The sequence below is a fragment of the Dissulfurirhabdus thermomarina genome (assembly GCF_012979235.1).
In the GTDB taxonomy this organism is placed as follows: domain Bacteria; phylum Desulfobacterota; class Dissulfuribacteria; order Dissulfuribacterales; family Dissulfurirhabdaceae; genus Dissulfurirhabdus; species Dissulfurirhabdus thermomarina.
Genome location: NZ_JAATWC010000001.1, coordinates 274,061 through 298,091 on the forward strand (window position 1 = coordinate 274,061; position 24,031 = coordinate 298,091).

The 24,031-nt window shown below is 72.7% G+C and carries 24 protein-coding genes and 1 tRNA gene; 14 read left to right on the forward strand and 11 right to left on the reverse strand.

What is annotated here, in order from left to right; all coding sequences use genetic code 11:
- Nucleotide 1 precedes the first annotated feature (1 nt).
- The gene (locus HCU62_RS01280) at nucleotides 2–175 is read left to right on the forward strand and encodes a hypothetical protein (protein ID WP_163298035.1); all 174 of its coding nucleotides are present in this window, start codon (nucleotides 2–4) and stop codon (nucleotides 173–175) included.
- Entirely contained in the window at nucleotides 172–2,058 is a 1,887-nt protein-coding gene (locus HCU62_RS01285) for a nucleoside-diphosphate sugar epimerase/dehydratase (RefSeq protein WP_163298036.1), read from the forward strand. The genes HCU62_RS01280 and HCU62_RS01285 overlap by 4 nt, the downstream gene beginning before the upstream one ends.
- A 35-nt stretch (nucleotides 2,059–2,093) precedes the next feature.
- Here the strand turns inward: HCU62_RS01285 and HCU62_RS01290 are convergent.
- A tRNA-Arg gene (locus HCU62_RS01290) sits at nucleotides 2,094–2,170 on the reverse strand.
- Nucleotides 2,171–2,350: 180 nt separating this feature from the next.
- On the opposite strand from HCU62_RS01290, the gene rplU reads away from it, so the two are divergent.
- The 12 genes from rplU to HCU62_RS01350 all read left to right on the forward strand — a co-directional run bounded on the left by rplU (nucleotide 2,351) and on the right by HCU62_RS01350 (nucleotide 14,788).
- Complete coding sequence (gene rplU, locus HCU62_RS01295; RefSeq protein ID WP_163298037.1) at nucleotides 2,351–2,662, forward strand: 50S ribosomal protein L21; 312 nt, start codon at nucleotides 2,351–2,353, stop codon at nucleotides 2,660–2,662.
- A 41-nt stretch (nucleotides 2,663–2,703) separates the two neighbouring features.
- Nucleotides 2,704–2,970, forward strand: coding sequence for a 50S ribosomal protein L27 (rpmA, locus tag HCU62_RS01300; RefSeq protein ID WP_163298038.1), 267 nt, complete (start codon nucleotides 2,704–2,706; stop codon nucleotides 2,968–2,970).
- 55 nt (nucleotides 2,971–3,025) lie between these two features.
- Complete coding sequence (gene obgE, locus HCU62_RS01305) at nucleotides 3,026–4,069, forward strand: GTPase ObgE (protein WP_169755357.1); 1,044 nt, start codon at nucleotides 3,026–3,028, stop codon at nucleotides 4,067–4,069.
- A complete protein-coding gene (gene proB / locus HCU62_RS01310; RefSeq protein WP_163299356.1) occupies nucleotides 4,051–5,190 on the forward strand; it encodes a glutamate 5-kinase in 1,140 nt (379 codons plus the stop codon). The genes obgE and proB overlap by 19 nt, the downstream gene beginning before the upstream one ends.
- A 55-nt stretch (nucleotides 5,191–5,245) precedes the next feature.
- Entirely contained in the window at nucleotides 5,246–6,505 is a 1,260-nt protein-coding gene (locus HCU62_RS01315) for a glutamate-5-semialdehyde dehydrogenase (protein ID WP_163299357.1), read from the forward strand.
- 1 nt (nucleotide 6,506) lies between these two features.
- Nucleotides 6,507–7,184 carry a nicotinate-nucleotide adenylyltransferase gene (gene nadD / locus HCU62_RS01320; RefSeq protein WP_163299358.1) on the forward strand — a complete coding sequence of 226 codons (678 nt, stop codon included), beginning with the start codon at nucleotides 6,507–6,509 and terminating at the stop codon, nucleotides 7,182–7,184.
- Nucleotides 7,185–7,265: 81 nt separating this feature from the next.
- Complete coding sequence (gene rsfS, locus HCU62_RS01325; RefSeq protein WP_163299359.1) at nucleotides 7,266–7,679, forward strand: ribosome silencing factor; 414 nt, start codon at nucleotides 7,266–7,268, stop codon at nucleotides 7,677–7,679.
- Between the two features lie 34 nt (nucleotides 7,680–7,713).
- Complete coding sequence (gene gpmI / locus HCU62_RS01330) at nucleotides 7,714–9,285, forward strand: 2,3-bisphosphoglycerate-independent phosphoglycerate mutase (RefSeq protein WP_163299360.1); 1,572 nt, start codon at nucleotides 7,714–7,716, stop codon at nucleotides 9,283–9,285.
- Nucleotides 9,285–10,274 carry an ABC transporter ATP-binding protein gene (locus HCU62_RS01335; protein WP_169755358.1) on the forward strand — a complete coding sequence of 330 codons (990 nt, stop codon included), beginning with the start codon at nucleotides 9,285–9,287 and terminating at the stop codon, nucleotides 10,272–10,274. The genes gpmI and HCU62_RS01335 overlap by 1 nt, the downstream gene beginning before the upstream one ends.
- A 19-nt stretch (nucleotides 10,275–10,293) precedes the next feature.
- Entirely contained in the window at nucleotides 10,294–12,744 is a 2,451-nt protein-coding gene (lon, locus tag HCU62_RS01340) for an endopeptidase La (RefSeq protein ID WP_163299541.1), read from the forward strand.
- Between the two features lie 93 nt (nucleotides 12,745–12,837).
- Entirely contained in the window at nucleotides 12,838–13,596 is a 759-nt protein-coding gene (locus tag HCU62_RS01345; RefSeq protein ID WP_163299539.1) for a hypothetical protein, read from the forward strand.
- Nucleotides 13,597–13,600: 4 nt separating this feature from the next.
- On the forward strand, nucleotides 13,601–14,788 hold the full coding sequence (locus HCU62_RS01350; RefSeq protein WP_163299537.1) for a M20/M25/M40 family metallo-hydrolase: 1,188 nt from the start codon (nucleotides 13,601–13,603) through the stop codon (nucleotides 14,786–14,788).
- 13 nt (nucleotides 14,789–14,801) lie between these two features.
- On the opposite strand, the gene HCU62_RS01355 is transcribed toward HCU62_RS01350, so the two are convergent.
- The 10 genes from HCU62_RS01355 to argH all read right to left on the reverse strand — a co-directional run bounded on the left by HCU62_RS01355 (nucleotide 14,802) and on the right by argH (nucleotide 24,020).
- Entirely contained in the window at nucleotides 14,802–15,089 is a 288-nt protein-coding gene (locus HCU62_RS01355) for a YHS domain-containing protein (protein ID WP_163299535.1), read from the reverse strand.
- On the reverse strand, nucleotides 15,086–15,631 hold the full coding sequence (gene folK / locus HCU62_RS01360) for a 2-amino-4-hydroxy-6-hydroxymethyldihydropteridine diphosphokinase (RefSeq protein ID WP_169755359.1): 546 nt from the start codon (nucleotides 15,629–15,631) through the stop codon (nucleotides 15,086–15,088). Before folK ends, HCU62_RS01355 begins: the two co-directional genes overlap by 4 nt.
- Nucleotides 15,632–15,648: 17 nt before the next feature.
- Complete coding sequence (locus HCU62_RS01365) at nucleotides 15,649–16,812, reverse strand: LL-diaminopimelate aminotransferase (RefSeq protein ID WP_163298890.1); 1,164 nt, start codon at nucleotides 16,810–16,812, stop codon at nucleotides 15,649–15,651.
- A gap of 23 nt (nucleotides 16,813–16,835) precedes the next feature.
- Entirely contained in the window at nucleotides 16,836–17,609 is a 774-nt protein-coding gene (locus HCU62_RS01370; RefSeq protein WP_163298889.1) for a fumarylacetoacetate hydrolase family protein, read from the reverse strand.
- A 206-nt stretch (nucleotides 17,610–17,815) separates the two neighbouring features.
- On the reverse strand, nucleotides 17,816–18,622 hold the full coding sequence (gene dapB, locus HCU62_RS01375; RefSeq protein ID WP_163298888.1) for a 4-hydroxy-tetrahydrodipicolinate reductase: 807 nt from the start codon (nucleotides 18,620–18,622) through the stop codon (nucleotides 17,816–17,818).
- A 13-nt stretch (nucleotides 18,623–18,635) separates the two neighbouring features.
- Nucleotides 18,636–19,559, reverse strand: a complete 924-nt coding sequence (dapA, locus tag HCU62_RS01380; protein WP_163298887.1) for a 4-hydroxy-tetrahydrodipicolinate synthase — start codon at nucleotides 19,557–19,559, stop codon at nucleotides 18,636–18,638.
- Nucleotides 19,560–19,660: 101 nt separating this feature from the next.
- Nucleotides 19,661–20,488, reverse strand: coding sequence for a diaminopimelate epimerase (gene dapF / locus HCU62_RS01385; protein WP_246325167.1), 828 nt, complete (start codon nucleotides 20,486–20,488; stop codon nucleotides 19,661–19,663).
- A 17-nt stretch (nucleotides 20,489–20,505) separates the two neighbouring features.
- A complete protein-coding gene (lysA, locus tag HCU62_RS01390; RefSeq protein ID WP_163298886.1) occupies nucleotides 20,506–21,765 on the reverse strand; it encodes a diaminopimelate decarboxylase in 1,260 nt (419 codons plus the stop codon).
- Between the two features lie 63 nt (nucleotides 21,766–21,828).
- The gene (locus HCU62_RS01395; protein ID WP_169755360.1) at nucleotides 21,829–22,620 is read right to left on the reverse strand and encodes a fibronectin type III domain-containing protein; all 792 of its coding nucleotides are present in this window, start codon (nucleotides 22,618–22,620) and stop codon (nucleotides 21,829–21,831) included.
- Entirely contained in the window at nucleotides 22,617–24,020 is a 1,404-nt protein-coding gene (gene argH, locus HCU62_RS01400; protein ID WP_163298884.1) for an argininosuccinate lyase, read from the reverse strand. Before argH ends, HCU62_RS01395 begins: the two co-directional genes overlap by 4 nt.
- Between the last annotated feature and the right edge of the window lie 11 nt (nucleotides 24,021–24,031).

Genomic DNA, 24,031 nt, shown 5'->3' on the forward strand with positions numbered 1-24,031 from the left:
CGTGGATGAAGAATCGCTTTTGGCGGGGTATCCTGACCCGGAGGCGGCCTACGTCCGGGAGGTGCTGCCCCGGAAGATCGCCCTCTACCGCCGTTACGCGGAGGAACACAACATGGTGACGGACCTTCGGCTGATCCTCCGGACCCTGGTCCGCCTCGCCCGGAGAGGGGCATGAACGGCCGGACCTGGCGGCACCTCTTCGTCCGCCACCGGGTGCGCCTCGTCCGGGCGGCGCTCTTCCTGCACGACGCCCTGGCGCTCACGGCGGCCTGGTTCGGCGCCTACTGGCTCCGGTTCGGCTTTGCGATCCCCGCCCACCACTGGCGCTATGCCGCGCACCTCTGGCCCCTGGTGCTGGCCGTCCAGCTCCTGGTGTTCCGGGCCTGGGGTCTTCACCGCATGGTGATCCGCTTCGTCTCCGTCCCGGATCTCCTGAAGATCCTCGCCGGCGGGGCCACCGCCAACTTCCTGCTGCTCGGCCTCCTCTTCTCCTGGGACCGCCTCGCCTATCTCCCGCGCTCCATCCTTCCGCTCGACTTCCTCCTCGTCGTCTTCTTCCTGGGGGGCGGGCGGTTCCTCTACCGCCTCCTCCGGGAAGGGCTCCCCGGCGCCGGAGCGGGCCTCCGGACCCTGGTGGTGGGCGCCGGGCAGGCGGGCGAGCAACTCGTCCGCGACATGCTCCGCCAGCAGGGCGGCCCCTACCGGCCCGTGGGGTTCCTCGACGACGACCGCGGCAAGGTCGGCCGCGAGATCCTCGGCGTGCGGGTCCTGGGGCGGACCCGGGATCTCCCGGAGATCGCCCGGGAGCTGGGGGCCGAGATGGTCCTCCTCGCCATCCCGTCTGCGGGCCGGCGGACCCTCCGCCGCCTCACCGAGCTTTGCCGGGAGACCGGGCTTCCCTACCGGACGTTGCCTTCCCTCCATGACCTCATGGCCGGCCAGGTGACGGTCTCCGCCCTCCGCGAGGTCACGGTGGAGGACCTCCTCGGCCGGGACCCGGTGCAGCTCGACTGGGCGGCCATCCGGGCCGAGGTGGAGGGGCGCCGCATCCTGGTCACCGGCGCCGGGGGGAGCATCGGCGGGGAACTCTGCCGCCAGATCGCGCGCCTTTCCCCGGCCCGCCTCGTCCTGCTGGACGCCGGGGAATACGCCCTCTACCGGATCGAGATGGAGATCGGGGCCATGGACGGGGCGGCGCCGTTTTCCGCCGTCCTGGCGGACATCCGGGACCGGGCCGCCCTGGAGGCCGTCTTCGACCGGGAGCGGCCCCAGGTGGTCTTCCACGCCGCCGCCTACAAGCACGTCCCCCTGGTGGAGCTCAACCCCGCCGCCGGGGTGGCCACCAACGTCTTCGGCACCCGGACCCTGGCGGAGACCGCCGACGCCTTCGGCGTGGAGAAGTTCGTCATGGTCTCCACCGACAAGGCGGTCAACCCCGCCAACGTCATGGGCGCCACCAAGCGCGTGGCGGAGATCTTCTGCCAGAACCTCGACGCGCGGTCCCGGACCGCCTTCATCACCACCCGGTTCGGCAACGTCCTGGGCTCCTCCGGCTCGGTGGTGCCGCTCTTCCAGCGGCAGGTGGCCCGGGGCGGGCCGGTCACCGTGACCCACCCGGAGATCGAGCGCTACTTCATGACCATCCCCGAGGCCTCCCAGCTGGTGCTCCAGGCCACCGCCCTCGGGCGGGGCGGCGAGATCTTCGTCCTGGACATGGGGGAGCCGGTGAAGATCCGGGAGCTGGCCGAGCAGGTGATCCGGCTCTCCGGCCTCGAGCCCGACCGGGACATCCCCATCGTCTACACCGGGCTTCGGCCCGGGGAAAAGCTCTACGAGGAACTCCTCCACCCCGACGAGCACCTGGCGGCCACCGCCCACCCGAAGATCCTGCTCGCGCGGAGCCGAGAGGTGGATTGGGCCTGGTGCCAGGCCGGGCTGAAACGGCTCGAGGCGGTGATGCGGCGGGGCGGCCCGGACGAGATCCGCGGCGCCCTCCGCGCCCTGGTACCGGAGTACCGGCCGGCACCGGCCGCCGCCGCGGATGCGGCCGGCTCGTGAAGGCGGGGCGTGATCTCGGGGGGTGAAAGGGAAGATGGCGGGCGATGGGCGACTCGAACGCCCGACCTTTGGCTCCGGAGGCCAACGCTCTATCCAACTGAGCTAATCGCCCGCGCCTCTGGACGGGCGCATCTTAAATGACCCGCCGGAGGCTTGTCAACACGGCCCCCGGCCGCCGGCCCGGGCCTTTCCCCGGCATTCGGAAGGGCGGGCCGGCTCTCTGCGCCTTGACACGCCGGCGGACCATGCTATTTTTACCCGTTACCCGATTTCGGAAAGCATGGAGGCGATCATGTACGCTGTGATCCAGACCGGCGGCAAGCAATACAAGGTCTCCCCGGGCGAGGTGCTCCGGGTGGAGAAGCTCGACGCCGAGGTGGGCGCCGAGCTCGAGATCCCCGAGGTGCTCCTGGTGGCCGACGGCGCCGACGTCAAGGTGGGCACCCCCCTGGTGGAGGCCGCCCGGGTCAAGGCCCGGGTGGTGGAGCACGGCCGCCACCCCAAGGTCATCGTCTTCAAGAAGAAGCGGCGCCAGGGCTACAAGGTGAAGAAGGGGCACCGGCAGGCCTACACCGCCATCGAGATCCAGGAGATCAGCGCCTAGCCGGCACGGGCCGTGCGCGGCGCGACGAAGGAGCAGTCACCATGGCGCACAAGAAGGCAGGCGGCAGTTCGAGGAACGGGCGCGACAGCGTCGGCCAGCGGCGCGGCGTCAAGCGTTTCGGCGGCCAGGCGGTCCGGGCCGGCAACATCCTGGTCCGCCAGCTCGGGACCCGCTTCCACCCGGGCCGCAACGTGGGCATGGGCAAGGACTACACCCTCTTTGCCAAGATCGACGGCATCGTCCGCTTCGAGACGGTCCGCAACCGCCAGCGCGTCAGCGTCTATCCCGCCGATTCCGCAGCTTCCTGAAAGGCGGCGCCCGCCGCCGGAATCCCGCCGGCCGGGCCGTGCGGGCGCATCCCCCATGGACTTCGTCGACCAGGCCAGTATCCACGTGAAGGCCGGGGACGGCGGGGCGGGATGCGTGAGCTTTCGGCGGGAGCGCTACGTCCCCAAGGGCGGGCCCGACGGCGGTGACGGGGGCGACGGCGGCAGCGTGGTCTTCCGGGTCGACCCCGGGCTCAACACCCTTCAGCCCTTCCGCTACCGCCGCCGGTTCTTCGCACCCCGAGGGGCACCCGGTCGCGGAAAGAACCAGCACGGGAAGAGCGGCGCCGACCTCGTGGTCCGGGTGCCCCCGGGCACCGTGGTGATCGACGAGGCCACGGGGCTCGTGCTCCGCGACCTCACCCGGCCCGGGGAGACCTGGGTGGCGGCCCGGGGCGGGCGCGGCGGGCGGGGCAACGCCCGGTTCGCCACCGCCACCCGCCAGGCGCCCCGCTACGCCCAGCCGGGCCTTCCCGGCGAGGAGCGCCGGCTGCGCCTCGAGCTCAAGCTGCTGGCCGAGGTGGGCCTGGTGGGGTTGCCCAACGCCGGCAAGTCCACCCTGCTCTCCCGGATCTCGGCGGCCCGGCCAAAGGTGGCGGCCTACCCCTTCACCACGCTGCGGCCCTGCCTCGGGGTGGTGACCCTCCCCGGCGGCCGGAGCCTCGTGGCGGCGGACATCCCCGGGCTCATCGAGGGCGCGCACCGGGGCCTGGGGATGGGGCTCGATTTCCTCCGCCACGTGGAACGGACCCGGGTGCTCCTCCACGTGATGGATGCCTCGGAGGGGCCGGAGGCGGCCCGCCGGGCCTACGAGACCGTGCGCGCCGAGATGGCGGCCTACGGGGCCGGGCTCGACCGGAAACCCGGCATGGTGGCCCTCAACAAGGTGGACCTCCTCGCGCCGGCGGACCGGGAGGCGGTGAAGGGCGCCTTCGCCGGAGAGGGGACCTTTCTCGTCTCCGCCGCCACGGGGGAGGGCCTGCCGGGGTTGCTGGAGGCCCTCTACGCCGAGGTGGCGCGGGCCGAGGCGGCCCGGGGGGAAGGGGCCGGAGAGGAGGCGGTATGGAAACCGGGGGCGTGAACCGGAAGGCGGCCGCGGGCCGCGCCCGAAACGTGGTGGTCAAGGTGGGCAGCGCCGTCCTCACCGCCGCCGACGGGCTCGATCTCCAGGTGCTGGGCGACCTGTGCCGGCAGGTGGCGGCCCTCCGGGCATCCGGCCGGCGTCTCACCCTGGTTTCCTCCGGGGCCATAGCGGCCGGCCGCCGCAAGATGGCCCATCTCCCTCCGCCCCGCACCGTGCCCGAGAAGCAGGCCCTGGCCGCCGTGGGCCAAGGGCGGCTCATCCGTGCCTACGAGGAGGCCTTCGACCGCTTCGACATCCGGGTGGCCCAGATCCTGCTCACCCGGGACGGCCTCGTCGCCCGCCGCCGTTACCTCAACGCCCGAAACACCCTCCAGACCCTCCTCCAGTGGGGGGTCGTGCCGGTGATCAACGAGAACGACACGGTGGCCACCGAGGAGATCCAGTTCACCGACAACGACGCCCTGGCCGCCCTCATCGTGCACCTCGTCGAGGCGGACTTCCTGGTCTGCCTGAGCGACATCGACGGGCTCTACGACCGGGATCCCGCGGACGACCCCGGCGCGGCCCGCATCCCGGAAGTCGCCAAGATCGACGACGGGGTGGCGGCGCTGGCCAGCCCGCGGCCGGGCCGCGCGGGGCGGGGGGGCATGCACTCCAAGATCGCCGCCGCCCGCATGGTGACGGCCTCTGGGGTGCCGGTGGTGGTGGCCGGGGGACGGACCCCCGACGTCCTCGGGCGGATCTTCGCCGGGGAGGACGTCGGGACCTTCTTCCACCCGCGGCCGGGCCGGGCCCTGGCCGGGCGCAAGCCCTGGATCGCCATGGCGCTCGCCCGGGAGGGGGCCGTCCGGATCGACGCCGGGGCGGCGCGGGCCCTCACGGAGATGGGCCGGAGCCTGCTGCCCGCCGGGGTGCGGGCGGTGGAGGGCGAGTTCGAGGCCGGGGCCTGCGTGGTCTGCCTCGGGCCCGGCGGCGAGGAGGTGGCGGTGGGACTCACCAACTACGGGTCCGGGGAGCTCCGGAAGATCCTCGGTTGCCAGACCGGGGAGATCTGTGAAAAAATCGGCTATCCCGGTGCCCCGGAGGTGATCCACCGGGACAACATGGTGCTCTTGTGACAAGCCGCCCGCGGCCGGAGAGGGATCGCGGGCGGCGGGAGGAAGGAGCGACGGCATGAACGACGTGGCAGCCATAGTGGCGGACATGGGCCGGCGGGCCCGGGCCGCGGCCCGGCGGGTGGCCGGGCTCTCCACCGCGGTGAAGGACGAGGTCCTCCTCCGGACGGCGGAGCGGCTTGTGGAGGCGAAGGACCGCATCCGGGCGGCCAACGAGAAGGACCTCGCGGCGGCCCGCGGAAAGGGCCTCTCCGGGGCCTTCGTGGACCGGCTCACCCTCTCGGACCGGGTGATCGACTCCATGGTCCAGGGGCTCAGGGAGGTGGCGGCCCTCCCGGACCCGGTGGGGGAGAGCCCGCGCCTCTGGCGCCGGCCCAACGGCCTCACCGTGGGCCGGGTTCGGATCCCCCTCGGGGTCATCGGGATGATCTACGAATCCCGCCCCAACGTCACCATCGACGCCGCCGCCCTGTGCCTCAAGGCGGGCAACGCCGTGATCCTGCGCGGCGGTTCCGACGCCATCCATTCCAACCTGGCCCTGGCCGAGATCCTCCAGGAGGCCCTGGCGGCCTGCGGGGTCCCCGGCGACGCCGTCCAGGTGGTGCCGGTGACGGACCGGGCGGCGGTCCTGGAGCTGCTCCGCCTGGAGGACGACCTGGACCTCGTCATCCCGCGGGGCGGGGAGGGGCTCATCCGGTTCGTGGTGGAGAATTCCCGGATCCCGGTGCTCAAGCACTACAAGGGGGTCTGCCACGTCTACGTGGACCGCGGGGCCGATCTCGAGATGGCCCGTCGGATCTGCTTCAACGCCAAGGTCCAGCGGCCGGGTGTCTGTAACGCCATGGAGGGGATGCTGGTCCACCGCGAGGCGGCGGAGGCCTTTCTCCCCGCCATGGCGGCGGATTTCCGGGAGGCCGGCGTCGAGATGCGGGGGTGCCCCCGGACCTGCGCCATCGTCCCCGAGGCGGTCGCCGCCGTGGAGGAGGACTGGGGCCGGGAGTTCCTGGATCTCGTGCTGGCCGTCCGGGTGGTGGACTCCATGGACGAGGCCATGGATTACATCGCCCGCTACGGCTCCAACCACACCGAGGCCATCGTGACCCGCGACTACGCCAGGGCCATGAGGTTCCTCCGGGAGGTGGACGCCTCCCTGGTCCTGGTGAACGCCTCCACCCGTTTCAACGACGGCGGCCAGCTCGGGCTCGGGGCCGAGATCGGGATCAGCACTTCCAAGCTCCATGCCTACGGGCCCATGGGGCTCGAGGAGCTCACCACCACCAAGTTCATCGCCTTCGGGGACGGCCAGGTGAGGCAGTAGGATGCGGATCGGCCTTTTCGGGGGCACCTTCGATCCCATCCACATCGGCCACCTGCGCGCGGGGGAAGAGGTCTGGGAGGCCCTCGGGCTCGACGAGGTCCGCTTCGTTCCCGCCTTCCTGCCCCCCCACAAGCGCCGGGGCGACCTCACCCCCTTCGGCCACCGCCTGGCCATGGTGGAACGGGCCGTGGCGGGGGTGGGGCACCTCGTGGCCTCGGCCGTGGAGGCGGAGCGGTCCGGGCCGTCCTTCTCCGTGGAGACGCTGGCGGGGCTCCGGGCCGGGCTCGGCCCCGGCCCCCGCTTCTTCTTCATCCTGGGCGACGATGCCTTCTGCGACATCGAGAGCTGGAAGGACTACCGGCGGCTGACCCGGTACGCGGACCTCGTGGTGATGGGCCGCGAGGCGGACCGGGAGCGGGTGGCGGCCGTGATCGCCCGGGCCTTTCCGCTCCACCGGCCGGCGGGCCCGGACCGGTTCGAGGCGGCGGGGGAAGGGGGGGTCCGGCTGCTCCCGGTGACGCGCCTTTCCGTCTCCGGGACGGACATCCGGCGGCGGCTCGCGGCGGGGCGCTCCATCCGCTACCTCGTCCCTGGGCCTGTCCTTCGTTATATTGAAGACAACGGGCTCTACCGCGCCGGGGACGGCCCCGGCCTCCCGGAGGGCCCGGCCCATCCATGACGGCGCCGCCCCGGCGTTTCCGGCCGAGGCGGCTCATTTTGGGAGGCGGCTTATCTTGGACTTGTTGCGGGTTCGACATCCATGACACGAACGAAGACCGAGACGACCCCCGCCCCGGAGCCCCTGCTCCGCGAGGAGGCGCTGGCCCGCTTCGCGGCGGCGCAGGTGGCCGACAACAAGGGGGAAGACGTGGTGGTTCTGGACGTGCGCGGGCGGTCCTCGGTGGCCGACTTCTTCGTGATCGGCCAGGGGCGCTCCACCCGGCACGTCCAGGGCATGGTGGACAAGATCCAACAGGCCCTCGAGGCCCGGGGCGCCCGCTGCCTCGGCGTGGAGGGCGAGGCCGAGGGGCAGTGGGTGCTCCTGGACTACGACGAGGTGGTGGTGCACCTCTTCTACGAGCCGGTCCGGCGCTTCTACGACCTCGAGGGCCTGTGGCGGGAGGCGCCGCGGCTGGACCTCGGGACCCCGGGCGGCGCCGCCGCCGGGGACTGAGCCCCCGGCCCCGAACGATCCACCGGAGGCATCCATGGCACACGATACCTTTTCGGCGGGGGCGGTCCCCGGCCGTCCCGTGCTCCTCGTCATCATGGACGGCTGGGGCTGGCGGGAGGAGGCGGAGGGCAACGCCATCCGCCTGGCCGCCACGCCCAACCTCGATCGTTACGGCCGGGACTATCCCTTCACCCTGCTCGAGGCCTCGGGCGAGGCGGTGGGGCTGCCGGCCGGGCAGATGGGAAACTCCGAGGTGGGGCACCTGAACCTCGGCGCCGGGCGCATCGTCTACCAGGAGCTGACCCGGATCGACAAGGCCATCGCCGATGGGTCCTTCTTTCGGAACGAGGTCCTGCTCGAGGCCGTGCACCGGGCCCGGGAGGCTGGCGGGACGCTGCACCTCCTCGGCCTGGTCTCCGACGGCGGAGTCCACAGCCAGATGGAGCACCTCTTCGCCCTGCTGCGGCTCGCCCGCGACGCGGGGCTCCCCCGGGTGGTGGTGCACGCCTTCCTCGACGGCCGGGACACCCTCCCCACCAGCGGCGCCGGCCACGTGCGGCGCCTCCTCGACGAGATGGCCGCCGTCGGCTGCGGCCGCATCGGCACCCTGGTGGGCCGCTACTACGCCATGGACCGGGACCGGCGCTGGGACCGGGTCCAGCGGGCCTACGCGGCCCTGGTCCGGGGCGAGGGGCGCCGGGCGACGGACCCCGTGGCCGCCCTGGAGGCCGCCTACCAGGCGGGGGAGACCGACGAGTTCGTCCGGCCCGTGGTGCTCGCGGAGCCCGACGGGATGCCGCTTCCCCGGGTGGCGGACGGCGACGCGGTGATCTTCTTCAACTTCCGGGCGGACCGGGCGCGGCAGCTCACGCGTGCCTTCACCGAGCCGGGCTTCAGCGAGTTCGACGTGGCCGACCGGCCGCGGCTGGCCACCTTCGTGACCCTCACCCGCTACGACGAGCACTTCGACCTGCCGGCCGCCTTTCCGCCCCAGCACCTCGACCGCATCCTCGGCCAGGTGGTGAGCGAGGCGGGCATCCCCCAGCTCCGGGTGGCCGAGACGGAGAAGTACGCCCACGTGACCTACTTCTTCAACGGCGGCGAGGAGCAGCCCTTCCCGGGGGAAGACCGCGTCCTGGTCCCCTCGCCCCGGGAGGTGGCGACCTATGACCTCAAGCCGGAGATGAGCGCCCGGGGCGTGGCCGAGGCGGTCCTGGAGCGGACCGCCGGGGGGCGCTACGGCCTGGTGGTGGTGAACTTCGCCAACGGCGACATGGTGGGCCACACCGGGGTCTTCGAGGCGGCGGTGCGGGCCTGCGAGGTGGTGGACGAGTGCGTGGGCCGCATCACCGAGGCGTGGCGGGCGGGGGGCGGGGCCGCCCTCATCACCGCCGACCACGGAAACGCCGAGGTCATGCTCGCCCCCGGGGGCGGGGCGGCCACGGCCCACACCATGTCCCCCGTTCCCTTCTACCTGGTGGACGACATCCGCCGCGATCGGCGGCTCCGGCGGGGGATCCTCGCCGACGTGGCCCCCACGGCCCTCGCCGTCATGGGGCTTGCGCAGCCGGCCGACATGACGGGCCGGCCGCTCTTCGAGGGCTGATGGGCCGGGTCCTCTGGGAGCTGGCCGGCGTCACCCGGCGCTACCGCGTCCGGCAGGGGTTCGCCGGGCGCTCCGGCTGGCTCACCGCCCTGGCCGACGTGGATCTCGAGCTCCGGGAGGGCGAGATCCTGGGCCTCGTGGGGGAGAGCGGGTGCGGGAAGTCCACCCTCGCCCGGGTCGCCCTGGGCCTCGAGGCCCCGGACGACGGCCGGGTCCGCTTCGAGGGGCGCGACGTCGCCGGTCTCCGGGGGGCGGATCTCCTGGCCTTCCGCCGTCGCGCCCAGATGATCTTCCAGGATCCGCACTCCTCCCTCAACCCCAAGAAGACCGTCTTCCAGGTGCTCCGCGAGCCGCTTCGCATCCACCGGATCTGCGGCCGGGACGAGGAACGCCGGCGGGTGGCCGCGGCGCTGGCCGAGGTGGGGCTCGACCCGGGGGCCATGGACCGCTACCCGCACGAGTTCAGCGGGGGGCAGCGCCAGCGGATCGGCCTGGCCCGGGCCCTCATGGTGGCGCCCCGGTGCCTCGTGGCCGACGAGCCCACCTCGGCCCTGGACGTCTCCATCCAGGCCCAGATGCTCAACCTGCTCCTGGACCTCCAGGAACGCCGGGGGCTCACCTACCTCTTCATCTCCCACGACCTCCCCGTGGTCCAGTTCGTGGCCCATCGGGTGGCGGTGATGTATCGTGGGCGGATCATCGAAATGATGCCCAGGGCGGCCTTCCTCGGCGGCGGCGCCTCGGTGCCGCACCATCCCTACACGGAGGCGCTGCTCGCCTCGGTCCCGTTGCCGGACCCGGCCCGCCGGGGCACGGGGAGGGCGGCGGTGCCGCCCGAGGCGCCGGGGGCGGCCGGGGCGGGCTGCGCCTTCGCCCCCCGGTGCCCGGAGGCCGACCCGGGCTGTACCGCCCGCCCGCCCGCCCGGCGCCTCGTGGGCGAGGGGCACTGGGTGGCCTGCCACCGGCGGGGCGGCGGGGACGGGGCCTGAGCCCCGGGGAGACAGCGACATGGACATGGACGACACCGTCAACGGCGGAATCGATTTCGACGAGCAGGAATCCGTGGAGATCCCCGAGGTCCTCCCGCTCATGGCGGTCCGGGACGTGGTGGTCTTCCCCGCCATGATCCTCCCGCTCTTCGTGGGGCGGGAGGCCTCCGTGGCCGCGGTGAACGAGGCCCTGGCCGGGGACCGCCTCCTCTTCCTCGTCGCCCAGCGGGACGGGCGGGAGGAACGGCCCGCGGCCCGGGATCTCTACGGGGTCGGGGTGGTGGCCATGATCATGCGGACCCTCCAGCTCCCGGACGGGCGGCTCAAGATCCTGGCCCAGGCCCTGGCGAGGGGCCGGATCGAGGCCGTCGTCCAGGAGCGGCCCCACTTCCGGGTGAGGGTGGCCCCGCTCCGGGAAGAGGGGCCCGGGGAGACGAGCGTGGAGCTGGAGGCGGTGATCCGGAACGTCCGGGAGCAGGCCGAAAAGCTCCTCTCGCTCAAGGGGGTGCTCACCCCGGAGGTCGGCTCCATCCTGAACAACGTGGACGAGCCGGGGCGGCTCGCGGACATCGTGGCCTCGAACCTCCAGCTCAAGGTGGCCGAGGCCCAGGAGCTCCTGGAACTCGAGGACCCGGTCCGGCGGCTCCACCGCGTCAACGGGCTGCTCGCCCGGGAGCTCGAGGTCTCCACCGTCCAGGCCAAGATCCAGTCCGACGCCAAGGAGGAGATGACCCGCACCCAGCGGGAGTACTTCCTGCGGGAACAGCTCCGGGCCATCAAGCGCGAGCTCGGCGAGATCGACGAAAAGGACGAGGAGCTCGAGGAGTTCCGGGAGCGGATCCGCCGGGCCAAGATGCCCCCCGACGTGGAGAAGGAGGCCCTGAAGCAGCTCCAGCGCCTGGAAGGGATGCACCCGGAGGCGGCCGAGACCTCCATGGTCCGGACCTACCTCGACTGGCTGACGGAGCTGCCCTGGTCGCGGCGGACGCGGGACAAGCTCGACGTCCGGGCCGCCAAGGCCGTCCTGGACGAGGACCACTACGACCTCGACAAGGTCAAGGACCGGATCCTCGAGTACATCGCCGTCCGGAAGCTCAACCCGGGAGCCAAGGGACCCATCCTCTGCTTCGTGGGGCCCCCCGGGGTGGGCAAGACCTCCCTGGGCCGTTCCATCGCCCGGGCCCTGGGGCGCAAGTTCGTCCGGGTCTCCCTGGGCGGCGTCCGCGACGAGGCGGAGATCCGCGGCCACCGCCGGACCTACATCGGGGCGCTTCCCGGCCGGATCATCCAGGGGCTCAAGCGGGCCGGCAGCAACAACCCCGTCTTCATGATGGACGAGGTGGACAAGATCGGGGCGGACTTCCGCGGGGACCCGGCGGCGGCCCTGCTCGAGGTCCTGGATCCCGAGCAGAACGTGGCCTTCAGCGACCACTACCTGGACGTCCCCTTCGACCTCTCCGGGGTCCTCTTCGTGCTCACCGCCAACGTGACGGACACCATCCCCTCGGCGTTGCTCGACCGGCTGGAGGTCATCACCCTGGCCGGCTACACCGCCGACGAGAAGCGGGCCATCGCCCGGCGCTACCTCATCCCCCGCCAGCTCCGGGAACACGGTCTCAAGAAGGCACAGCTCGAGATCTCCGACTCGGCCCTGGACCTCATCATCGAGGAGTACACCCAGGAGGCCGGGCTCCGGGAGCTGGAGCGGCAGATCGGCGCCATCTGCCGGAAGGTGGCCCGGCGGATCGCCGAGGAGGGCACGGGCACCTTCCGGGTGACCCGGGGCAACCTCCACAAGTACCTGGGGATTCCCCGATATCTCCCCGAGTTCCTCAAGGAGGAGAGCCAGGTCGGGGTGGCCAACGGGCTGGCCTGGACGCCCTACGGGGGCGAGATGCTCCAGGTGGAGGTCACCGTGATGAAGGGCAAGGGGAACGTCACCCTCACGGGGCTCCTCGGCGAGGTGATGCGGGAGTCCGCCCAGGCGGCGGTGAGCTACGCCCGGAGCCGGGCGGAGCGCTTCGGCCTCGATCCCGACCTCTTCGACGAGAGCGACATCCACATCCACGTCCCCTCCGGGGCCATCCCCAAGGATGGGCCCTCGGCCGGCGTGACCATGACCACCGCCCTGGTCTCGGCCCTCCTGGAGCACCCGGTCAACCGGGACGTGGCCATGACGGGGGAGATCACCCTGCGGGGCCGGGTGCTGCCCATCGGGGGGCTCAAGGAGAAGGCCCTGGCGGCCCTCCGGGCGGACATCCCGGTGGTGATCATCCCGGAGCAGAACGAGCGGGACCTCGAGGAGATCCCGCCCCACGTCCGGCGGCACATCGATTTCCGGACCGTGCGGCACATGGACGAGGTCCTGGAGCTGGCCCTGGGGCCGCCGCCGTGGGGCCCTCCCGGGAAACGGCGCCGACGCCCGGCCGGGCGCGCCGGGAAGCGGGAGCGGGCAGCGGCCCGGGGGTGACGGCGCCGCTCCATTCATGCCCGCGGCCGGACGGGCAGATAAGATAACCAGGCGGGGCCCGAGGGCCCGAGACCGTGCCGCCTGGAGGTCGGTATGATCCGCATCTCGCATAGGGACGTCTTCAAGGCCTGGAAGGGGATCCATGGGCTGGTGGCGGAGGGGGCGGCGGAGGGCCGCCGGGACGAGGCCTTCCGACTGCTCGGGATGGCCGAGCGGGAGCTGGCGCGTTTCTACCGGAACGGGTGCGACGTCTGGCAGGCGGCGGAGGCGCTTCCGGATCTTCCGCGGCTGCCGGAGCTGGCCCCCGGCGACCGGTCCGCGGTGGAGGCCGCCTTCGCCGTCCTCGTGCGGGATGTGTGCGGGGCCTGCGGCGACTTTCACAACGAGGCCTGCCGGGTCGATGGGGTCCGGCGGATCTTCGAGGCGCTCCTCGTCGGGGAGCGACCGGATCTTCGGCCGAAGGGATACCTTCGTTACCTCGTGGATCGGAAGGCCATCTCCGAAGACCAGGCCCGGGAGGCCCGGCTCATCCAGAAGGACCTCGACCTCCACATCGGGACCATCGCCCTCTGCCGGGGCTTCCTCGAGTGGCGCGACCTCATCCGCGTCCTCCGGGAGATGAAGGAGCGCAAGCTTCGCTTCGGCGACACCGCCGTGGACCTCGGCCTCCTCAAGCCCGGCCAGGTGGCCGAGGCCATGGCCGTCCAGGAGCGCCTCGCCGCCACCCCGGGGCAGATCCTGGTGGAGTTGGGATACCTTTCGCCAGAGGACAACAAGGCCTACCACGCGGAGTACGTGGGGGCGAGGCTCGCCGCGGAGTCCACCCTGTTGTCCCTCTTGGGCGTGGAGTAGTCGCATGGACTCGGCCCCGGCCAGCCGTCCCCTCCGGGTCGACCCGGACCGCCTCGCCCGGACCTTCACCGAGCTCGTCTCGGTGGACAGTCCCTCCCGGGAGGAAGGGGCCGTGGCGGCCCTGGTGCGCCGGACCTTCGAGGCGTTGGGGGCGGAGGTGGAGGAAGACGAGACCCGGTCCGCCACCGGCTCCCAGAGCGGCAACCTCGTGGTCCGGGTCCCCGGGGCGCTTTCCGTGCCGCCGCCCTTCTTCTGCGCCCACCTCGACACCGTGGAGCCCGGCCGGGGGGTGCGCGTCCGCTTCGAGGACGGTGTCTTCCGGAGCGACGGCACCACGGTGCTCGGCGCCGACGACAAGGCGGCGGTGGCTTGCCTGGCGGAGGCCGTTCGGTGCCTCCGGGAACGGGGGGCACCCCATCCCCCCGTGGAGTTTCTCTTCACGGTGTGCGAGGAGATCGGGCTCCTGGGCGCCAAGGCCCTGGACCCGGAGCTGCTCCGGGCCCGTGCCGGCTATGCCCTCGATTCCACCGACACCGACCTCCTCATCAACCGCGCCCCGGCCGCCATCCGCTACACGGCCCGCGTCCTGGGCCGCTCCGCCCACGCCGGCCTCAACCCGGAGGCGGGGATCAACGCCATCCGGGTCGCCGCCGAGGCCCTCGTCCGGGTCCCGACGGGCCGGATCGACCCGGAGACCACGGCCAACGTGGGCGTCATCCGGGGCGGCGCCGCCACCAACATCGTGCCCGAGGAGGTGGTGATCGAGGGGGAGGTCCGGAGCCACGACCCGGCCCGCCTCCGCGAGGTCCAGGATGCCGTCCTGGCCGCCTTCCATGGGCCGGTCCTGGAGGCCGGGGCGCGGCCCGCGCCGCCGGGGGCGGATCCCCCGCTTCCCCGGGTGCAGACCGAGGTCCGCGACGACTATCCCCTGCTCCACGTCCCGGAGGACGCCCCGGTGGTCCGGACGGCCCTCGAGGCGGCCGCGGGGCTCGGCCGCCCCCTCCGGCTCCACCGGACGGGCGGCGGCAGCGACGCCAACGTCCTCTGCGGCAAGGGGCTCTCCACGGTCATCCTGGGCATCGGGATGGCGGATGTCCACACCACGGCCGAGTCCATCCGGCTTTCGGACATGGTGGCCACCACGGAGCTCGTGGGGGCCATCCTCGACCGGTGGTCCGGGCGCCGGGCCTGAGGGCGCCGGCGCCTCAGCCCTGATCGTCCGCCCCGGATCGCTCCCGGAACCGCCGCCGGCATTCCCGGCTGCAGAAGTGGTAGGTTCGGCCCTGCCGCTCGAGGCGCAGGGCGTCGCGGCGGGGCACGTAGACGCCGCAGACCGGGTCCCGGACCAGCTCGTCGGTGATGGGCGGCGGGTTGCCGCCGGGCCGGGGCCCCGCCCGGCGGCGGGCGCGGCCGCCGCCGGAGATCCCGCCGAAGAGGGCCTTGGCCACGTAGTAGATCCCGAAGAGCAGTGCCAGGAAAAGCAGGAACCTCATGGGACCTCCGGGGCGGGGTGGGCGGGCCGGACCACCGGCCCACCGGGGGGGAGGGCGGCGAGCAGTTCCCCCACGGTGGCCGACCACGCCCGGAGCCGGAGGCCGGGTGCGAGCTCGGCCCACGGGGTGAGGACGAAGCGTCGCTCGGCCAGGCGGGGATGGGGGACCTGGAGCCCGGGCCGGCGCAGATGCACCCCCTCCAGGTAGAGGAGGTCGAGGTCCAGGGGGCGGTCGCCGCCGAGGGCGCGGTTCCGTCCCAGTTCCCGTTCCACCGCCATGAGGACCTCCAGCAACGCCTCCGGGGAGAGGCGGGTCCGGATCTCCGCCACCCCGTTCAGGAACCAGTGGGGGGTGGCCATGTCCACGGGCTCGGTCTCGTAGAGGCCGGAGCAGCGCAGGACCCGTATGTCCGGCGGCCGGTGGAGGCGCCGGATCGCCGCCTGGATGTTGGCCCGGCGGTCGCCGATGTTGGCGCCGAGCCCCACGAAGGCTCGCCGGGGGGGCGGCGCGGCGGCCGCGTCCGCATGGCCGGGGGAGGACACGGGCCGCCTCCCGGATCCTACAGGATCTTCCGGATCCGTTCCACGGCCTCGGCCAGCCGCTCCCGTGCAACGGTGAGGGCCATCCGAACGTAGCCCTCGCCCGGGGCCCCGAAGCCGTTTCCGGGGGTGGCCACCACCCCGGCCTCTTCCAGCAGCCGGCGGGCGAACCCGGCGGAGGTTTCTTCCCCGGGCACCCGGGCCCAGACGTAGAAGGTGGCCTTGGGGAGGGGGGCCTCGATGCCGATCCGGCGGAGTCCTTCCACCAGGGTGTCCCGGCGTTCGGCGTAGACGGCGGCGTTGTCCCGCACGGAGGACTGGTCGCTCTCCAGGGCGGCCACGGCGGCGGCCTGGACGGCGTCGAACTGGCCGGAATCCACGTTGGACTTCACCGCCCGCAGGCCGGCCACGAGGTCCGGGTGGCCGGCGGCGAAGCCGATCCGCCAGCCCGTCATGTTGTAGGTCTTCGAGAGGGAGTGGAACTCGATCCCCACCTCGCGGGCGCCGGGCGTCTCGAGGAAGCTCGGGGCCCGGTACCCGTCGTAGGTCATCTCGGTGTAGGCGGCGTCGTGGCAGACGATGATGTCGTTGGCCCGGGCGAAGGCCACCACCCGCTCGAAGAACTCCGGCGGGGCCACTGCCCCGGTGGGGTTGTTCGGGTAGTTGAGCCAGAGGATCCGCGCGCGGCGGCGGACGTCGGCCGGCACGGCGTCGAGGTCGGGCAGGAAGGCGTTTCCCGCCACCAGGGGGAGCTCGTACGTCTCGCCCCCCGCGAACAGGGTCCCGATGTGGTAGACGGGGTAGCCCGGGGTGGGGACCAGGACCACCTCGCCGGGGTCGAGGAAGGCCAGGGGAAAGTGGGCGATCCCTTCCTTGGAACCGATGAGGGCGGTGACCTCGCGCTCCGGGTCCAGGCGGACCCCGAACCGCCGTTCCATCCAGGCGGCGGCCGCCGCGCGGAAGGCCGCGGAACCGGCGGAGGAGGGGTAGCGGTGGGTGGCCGGGTCGGCCGCCGCTGCGGCCAGGCGTTCCACGATGAACCGGGGCGTGGGGAGATCCGGGTCCCCGATGCCGAGGTCGATGACGTCCACCCCCCGGGCCACGGCCTCGGCCTTGAGGCGGTCGAGTTCCACGAAGAGGTAGGGGGGGAGCTGGGCGAGACGGGCGGATGGGCGGATATCCATGGGTTGCACCTCGATGGCGGAGTTCAAGGGGCCGCGGGGGCGGCCACGGGGTTTTCCAGGGTCCCGATGCCCTCGACCCGGACGGCCACCCGGTCGCCGGGGGAGATCGGGCCGATGCCGCTCGGGGTCCCGGTGGCGATCACGTCGCCGGGCTCGAGGGTCATGATCCCGGAGATGAAGGCCACGAGTTCCGGGACGGCATGGATCAGGTGGCGTGTCCGGGAGGCCTGGCGGCGCTCTCCGTTCACCCGGCATTCCACCGCGAGGTCGGAGGGGTCGAGATCGGTCTCGATATGCGGGCCCAGGGGGCAGAAGGTGTCGAAGCCCTTGGCCCGGGTGAACTGGACGTCCCGGTGTTGCAGGTCCCGGGCGGTGACGTCGTTGAGGCAGGTGTAGCCGAGGATGTACGCCCCGGCCTCTTCAGGCGGGACGCGCCGGGCCCGCCGGCCGATGACCACGGCGAGCTCCGCCTCGTGGTCCACGCGCCGGCTCTCCGGTGGGATCACGATGGGCGCGCCGGGCCCGATCACCGCCGAGGGGGGCTTCAGGAAGAGGAGGGGCTCGTCGGGGAGCGCCATCCCGAGTTCCTCGGCGTGGTCCCGGTAGTTCAGGCCCACGGCCGCGATCTTGGTGGGCCGGCAGGGGGCCAGCAGGGTCACGGCGTCGAGGGGGACCGGAGGGCCGCCGTCGGCGGGGGCGGAGAAGGGGTCCCCCGCCAGGGGGACCACCTGGTCTCCCTCGATGCGGCCGTAGCCGGGCGGGCCGCCGGAGGGCCGGCGGAAACGGACGATCTTCAAGGGGCGCCTCCAGGGGTGGATCTCGGGGTCATCCCAGGGGGTTCGTGACGGCGTCGCGAAGATGCACGGGCGGCGGCGTTGCTTCGGATGCTTTCGTCATCGCGGCGCAGCTCAAGTACGCCTCATTCCTCGACATCCCCGCGCCGTGCTTTCGGCGATTTTTGCTTGGCCATCCACCCAGGGGCCTTTTGCGACGCCATCATCCATCAGTCCTTGAGGCCGAGCACGTCCTGCATGTCGTAGAGGCCGGGGGGGCGGGAGACCACCCACTTGGCCGCGCGGACGGCCCCGCGGGCGAAGGTGTCCCGACTCGAGGCCCGGTGGACCAGCTCGATCCGCTCGCCGATGCCCCCGAATAGCACGGTGTGCTCGCCCACGATGTCTCCGGCCCGGACGGTCTGGATGCCGATCTCCTTCCGGGTGCGTTCGCCGATCATCCCATGGCGGGCGTAGACGCCGGTTTCTTCCAGGTCCCGGTCCAGGGCGGCGGCGGCCACCCGGGCAAGCTGGAGGGCCGTTCCGCTGGGGGCGTCCTTCTTCATCCGGTGGTGGGCTTCCACGATCTCCACGTCGTAGTCGTCGCCGAGGACGCGGGCAGCGGTTTCCACCAGCTTGTAGAGCAGGTTGACGCCCACGCTCATGTTGGGGGCCTGGACGCAGGGGAACCGGGCGGCGAGATCCTTCAGCTCCGCCATCTCGTCCCGGGTGAGCCCCGTGGTGCCGATGACCATGGCCCGAGCGTGCTCGGCGGCCAGGCGGGCATGGGCGATGGTGGCCTCGTGGAAGGTGAAGTCGATGATGACGTCGCCGAGACCGATGACGTCCTCGAGACGGTCCCGGACCGTGACGCCCAGGGGCGCCAGCCCGCAGACCGTTCCGGCGTCGGCGCCGACGGCCGGGCTGCCGGGGCGTTCGAAGGCGGCGGCGAGCGAGATCCCGTCGTCGGCGTGGATGGCGTGGAGGATGCGCCCGCCCATCCGGCCGGCGACACCCGCGATGATGGCCTTTACCATGGGTCTCCCTTTCTCAGACGAGTTTCATCTCGGCCAGCACGTCCCGCAGGCGGCCCTCGTTGGCCTCGCTCATGGGGGCCAGGGGCAGCCGGACCTCCCCGGACGGGAGGCGGCCCATGAGGGCCAGGGCCGTCTTGGCGGGCACGGGGTTGGTCTCGAAGAAGAGGGCCTCGAAGAGGGGGAAGAGCTGGAAGTGCAGCCGGCGCGCCTTGGCCATGTCGCCCTTGAGGGCCGCGTTCATGAGGGCGGCCATCTGGCGGGGCATCACGTTGGCGGCCACGGAGATGACCCCTCGGCCCCCGAGGGCCATGGTGGGGAAGGCCGTGAAATCGTCGCCGGAGAGGACGATGAAGTTCTTCGGGCAGAGACGGATGACGTCCGCCACCTGGTGCAGGTTCCCCGTGGCCTCCTTGATCCCGACGATCCACCGGTTCCGGGCGCACCGGGCCACCGTGGCCGGCAACATGTTGACCCCGGTCCGGCCCGGGACGTTGTAGAGGATCATGGGAAAGCGGCAGGCCTCGGCCACCGCCTCGAAGTGCCGGACGAGCCCCTCCTGGCTGGGCTTGTTGTAGTAGGGGGTGATCACCAATGCCGCGTCCGCCCCCGCCTTCTTGGCGTGACGGGTCAGCATGATGGTCTCCTCGGTGGAGTTGGAGCCGGTGCCGGCGATGACCGGCACCCGTCCCCGGACGGTCTCCACGGCCAGTTCCACCACCCGCATGTGCTCCTCGTGGCTCAGGGTGGCCGACTCGCCGGTGGTGCCGCAGGGGACGATGCAGTGGGTCCCGGAGCGGATGTGCCACTCGATGAGGTCGCGGAAGGCGGCCTCGTCCAGGCGGCCGTCGCGGAAGGGGGTCACGATGGCGACGATGGACCCCTCGATGGGCTGTTTCTTGGTGGTGCCGGTCCTGCGGGCGGCGGTGGCGCGCGCCATGACGATACCTCCCCTCGGCTCCGCCTCGTGCCGGAGCGTTTTTCTGAAACCGGTAGGTTATATGTTCCCGGGCCGATCGGCAAGGCCCGGTCCCCCGCGGGTCAGCCCTCGTCGAGTCGGCCCGCGTAGACCGAGACGGCGTCGCCTTCCAGGAAGACGTTCCGGAAGGCCTTCCCCTCGCGCTCGAAGTGGACGGCGAGGTTTTCCCCGCCCCAGGTCCGGACGGTGACCGGCGGCTCCACGCGTCCCGCCAGGGCGGCGAGCAGGGCGCTGGCCACCGCCCCGGTGCCGCAGGCGAGGGTCTCGTCCTCCACGCCCCGCTCGTAGGTCCGGACGTGGAGTTCCCGGGGGCCCGTCACCTGGACGAAGTCCACGTTGGTGCCCGCCGGGGCGAAGGCCTCGTGGTGGCGGATGCTTCGGCCCCACTCGTAGACCGGCGCGGTCTCCACGTCGTCCAGGAAGAGGACGGCGTGGGGGACGCTGGTGTTGAGGCACTGGAGGGTGAAGCGCTCCCCGTGGACCACCAGCTCGAGGTCTTCCCGGAGGTCCGTGGGGTCGGGGAGCTGGAGCTTGACCCGCCGGCCCCGAACCTCGGCCCGGACCCGGCCGGCCAGGGTCTCGAAGACCAGGTCCTCGGCGGCGATGCCCTCCAAGACGGCGAACCGGGCGGCGCAGCGGCCGCCGTTGCCGCACATCTCGGCCTCGCTGCCGTCGGCGTTCAGGAACCGCCAGCGGAAGTCGGCCGTCTCGGACCGTTCCACGAGGATGAGCCCGTCGGCGCCGACGCCGTATTTCCGACGGCAGAGGCGGCGGGCGAGGTCCGGGGCCGCCGCGGCCGTCACCCGCCCCTCCCGGTTGTCCACCAGGATGAAGTCGTTGCCGCTGCCGTGCATCTTCCGGAAGGCGAGGTCCTTCATGGTGTCTCCCATGGGCGCGTCGCTCCCCCTCACTCCGCCAGGAAGCCGGGGATGGATTCCCCCCGCACCAGCTGCGCCAGGGTCTCCCGGCGCCGGACCACGGCGAAGCGCTCGCCGCGGACCAGCACCTCCGGCACCCGGGGGCGGGCGTTGTAGTTGGAGGACATGGTGAACCCGTAGGCCCCGGCGCTCATCACCGCCAAGAGCGCCCGCCGGGGGAACCTCGGCAGGTCGCGGTCGCGGGCGAGAAAGTCCCCGGACTCGCAGATGGGCCCCACCACGTCGGCGGGGCCGACGGGCGGCCCGGCCCGGCGCACGGGCAGGATCTCGTGGTGGGCCTGGTAGAGGCTCGGGCGGGCGAGATCGTTCATGGCGGCGTCCACCACCAGGAAGCGCTTCCGCGGCGTCTCCTTGGTGTAGAGGAGGCGCGTGACGAGGATGCCCGCGTTGCCGGCGATGGCCCGGCCCGGCTCGAGGACGAGGGTCTGGGGCCAGCCCTCGAGCTCGGCCAGGATGGCCCGGGCGTAGTCGGCGGGGGCGGGCGGGGCTTCGTCCCGGTACGGGATGCCGAGCCCGCCGCCGAGGTCCAGGTAGCGGATCTCGTGGCCATCGGCGGCCAGCTCCTCCACCAGGGCCTTGACCCGGCGGAGGGCGTCCACGAAGGGGGCCAGCTCCGTCAGCTGCGATCCGATGTGGCAGTCCACCCCCGCCACCTCGATGCCCGGCAGCCGGGCGGCCCGGGCGTAGGCCTCGCGGGCCTGGGCCATGGGGATCCCGAACTTGTTCCGCTCGAGGCCGGTGGAGATGTAGGGGTGCGTTTTCGGGTCCACGTCGGGGTTGACGCGGAAGGCCACCCGGGCGGTTCGGCCGGCCCGGCGGGCCTCCGCCGCTATCGCATCGAGCTCGGGCAGCGATTCCACGTTGAAGAGGAGGATCCCGGCCTCGAGGGCCCGGCGGATCTCGCGGGCGGTCTTGCCGACCCCGGAGTAGACGATCCGCTCCGGCGGGATCCCGGCCATGAGCGCCCGGTGGAGCTCGCCGCCCGAGACGATGTCGGCCCCGGTCCCGAGGCGGCCGAGGAGGTGGAGGACGGCGAGGTTCCCGTTGGCCTTGACGGCGAAGCAGAGGAGGTGGGGCCGCGCGGCGAAGGCCTCCTGGAAGGCGCGGACGTGCCGGGCGAGGGTCCGCGCGCTGTAGAGGTAGAAGGGGGTCCCCACCCGGCGGGCCACTTGGGCCACCGGGACCTCCTCGCAGTAGAGCTCCTCGCCTCGGTAGTGGAAGTCGTGCATGCCGGCGTCTTCTCCCCCCGTGGCCGCCCGGCCCGTTCCGGGCGGCCACGGGGCATATCTACTTCACCGCCGGGGCGCCGGCAAGGGAAGGCGGATCTCCGGCACGGCCGCGGCCTCCGGGGAGGGCGGTCCCACCGCCGGGGTGCCCTGGAAGGTGAAGACGGCCCGCACCCGGTAGCGATAGGCCCGCCCGGCGCGGACGGCGCGGTCGAGGAAGGCGGTCCCGGGTCGGGGCCCCGCGAGGCGGATCCACGCACCTTCCGCCTCGGCCCGGCGCTCCACCAGGTAGGCCAGCTGGGTTCCGGGATCGATGGGCCGGCCGTCGGCCCACCGCTCCGGCCGGCGCCAGGAGAGGCGCACGAGGCGCTCCCGGCGCTCGGCCGCCAACCCCGCCGGCGGGCCCGGGGGCGGATGCCAGGCCGCCACCAGCCGGTTGGACGGGGCGCTCGCCGTCCGCCAACCCTTCACCACCCGGACCTCGTAGACGTAACGGTGTCCCGGGGCCACGTCCCGGTCCAGGTGTCGAACCTTGTCCCCCGGTCTCGGGCGGCGACCGTAGGGCAGGGAGACGGGGGCCGTGAAGGCGGGCGGGCAGCCCTCGCAGCCGTCCGGCGGGAGCTCGGCCCGGTAGAGATCGAAGGACTCCACGTGGAGCAGGGCGTGGCCGCGGACGTCCCGGGTGGGCGGCGACCAGGTGAGTTCGAGGCCCTCCGGCACCGCCGTCGCGGCGAGATCCGTCACCGGGCGCGGGGCCAGGGTCCCGGGGGGGACGGGCCGGTCCTTGAGCCCGCAGCCGGCCAGCGTCAGGGCGGCGAAGAGGACCCCCGCGAGCGGCGGGCGCCGCCCCCGTCTCATCCCCTTCGCCCGAGCCAGGCCCGGGCCTCGGCCAGCGCCTCGGCGACGCGATCCGGCGCCGTCCCCCCGGGGGTGCGGCGCGCCGCCACGGAGCCCTCCGGGGTCAGGACCTCGAAGACGTCCTCGTCCACCGCGGGGGAGAGGCCCCGGAGCTCCTCCAGGGAGAGGTCCGCCAGCTCCCGGCCCTGGTCCAGGCAGGCGGCCACCGCGCGGCCCACCACCTCGTGGGCCTCCCGGAAGGGGAGCCCCTTGCCCACCAGGTAGTCGGCCAGGTCCGTGGCGGTGAGGAAGCCGCCCCGGAGCGCGGCGCGCATCCGGTCTTCCCGCGGCGCCAAGCGCGCCACCAGCCCGGCCATGACCTCCACCGAGTCGGCCACGGTGTCCACCACGTCGAACAGGGCCTCCTTGTCTTCCTGGAGGTCCCGGTTGTAGGCCAGGGGCAGTCCCTTCAGGACGGCCAGGGTCCCCGCGAGGTGGCCGATGACCCGGCCGGTCTTGCCGCGGACGAGTTCCGGGACGTCGGGGTTCTTCTTCTGGGGCATGATGCTCGATCCCGTGCAGAAGCCGTCGGGCAGCTCCACGAAACCGAACTCGGCGGAGGCCCAGAGCACCAGCTCCTCGGAAAGGCGCGACAGGTGCGCCATGACCAGGGCGGCGGCGGCCTCGAACTCCACCACGAAGTCCCGGTCGCCCACGGCGTCGAGGCTGTTGGCGGTGATGCCGTCGAAGCCCAGTTCCCGGGCCACGGATTCCCGGTCGAGGGGGAAACCCGTCCCGGCCAGGGCGGCGCTGCCGAGGGGGCAGAGGTTCACCCGGCGGCGGCAGTCGGCCAGGCGGCCCCGGTCCCGCTTGAACATCTCGAAGTAGGCCAGCATGTGGTGGGCCCAGAGCACGGGCTGGGCCCGCTGGAGATGGGTATAGCCCGGGAGGACGAGGCCGGGATGGGCCTCGGCCTGGGCCACGAGGGCCGACTGGAGGTCGTGGAGGAGGCCGTCGAGGCGGTCGATCTCCTCCCGGAGGAAGAGCCGGACGTCGGTGGCCACCTGGTCGTTCCGGCTGCGGCCCGTGTGGAGCTTCTTCCCGGGCTCACCGATCCGCTCCGCCAGGGCCCGCTCGATGTTCATGTGGACGTCTTCGAGATCGGGCCGCCACTGGAAGGTCTCGGCCTCGATCTCGGCCAGGATCTCGTCCAGGCCCCGGACGATGGCCGCCGCCTCGGCCTCGGAGATCACGCCGACCCGGGCGAGCATCCGGGCGTGGGCCCGGCTGCCGGCGATGTCGTGGCGGGCCAGGCGCCGGTCGTAGTGGACCGACTGGGTGAAGCGCTCCACGCTCCGGTGGGTGGCCTCGCGGAAGCGGCCGCCCCAGGGCTTGGCGGTCTTCGCGTCTTTGTCGGCCATGGCCGGCCCTC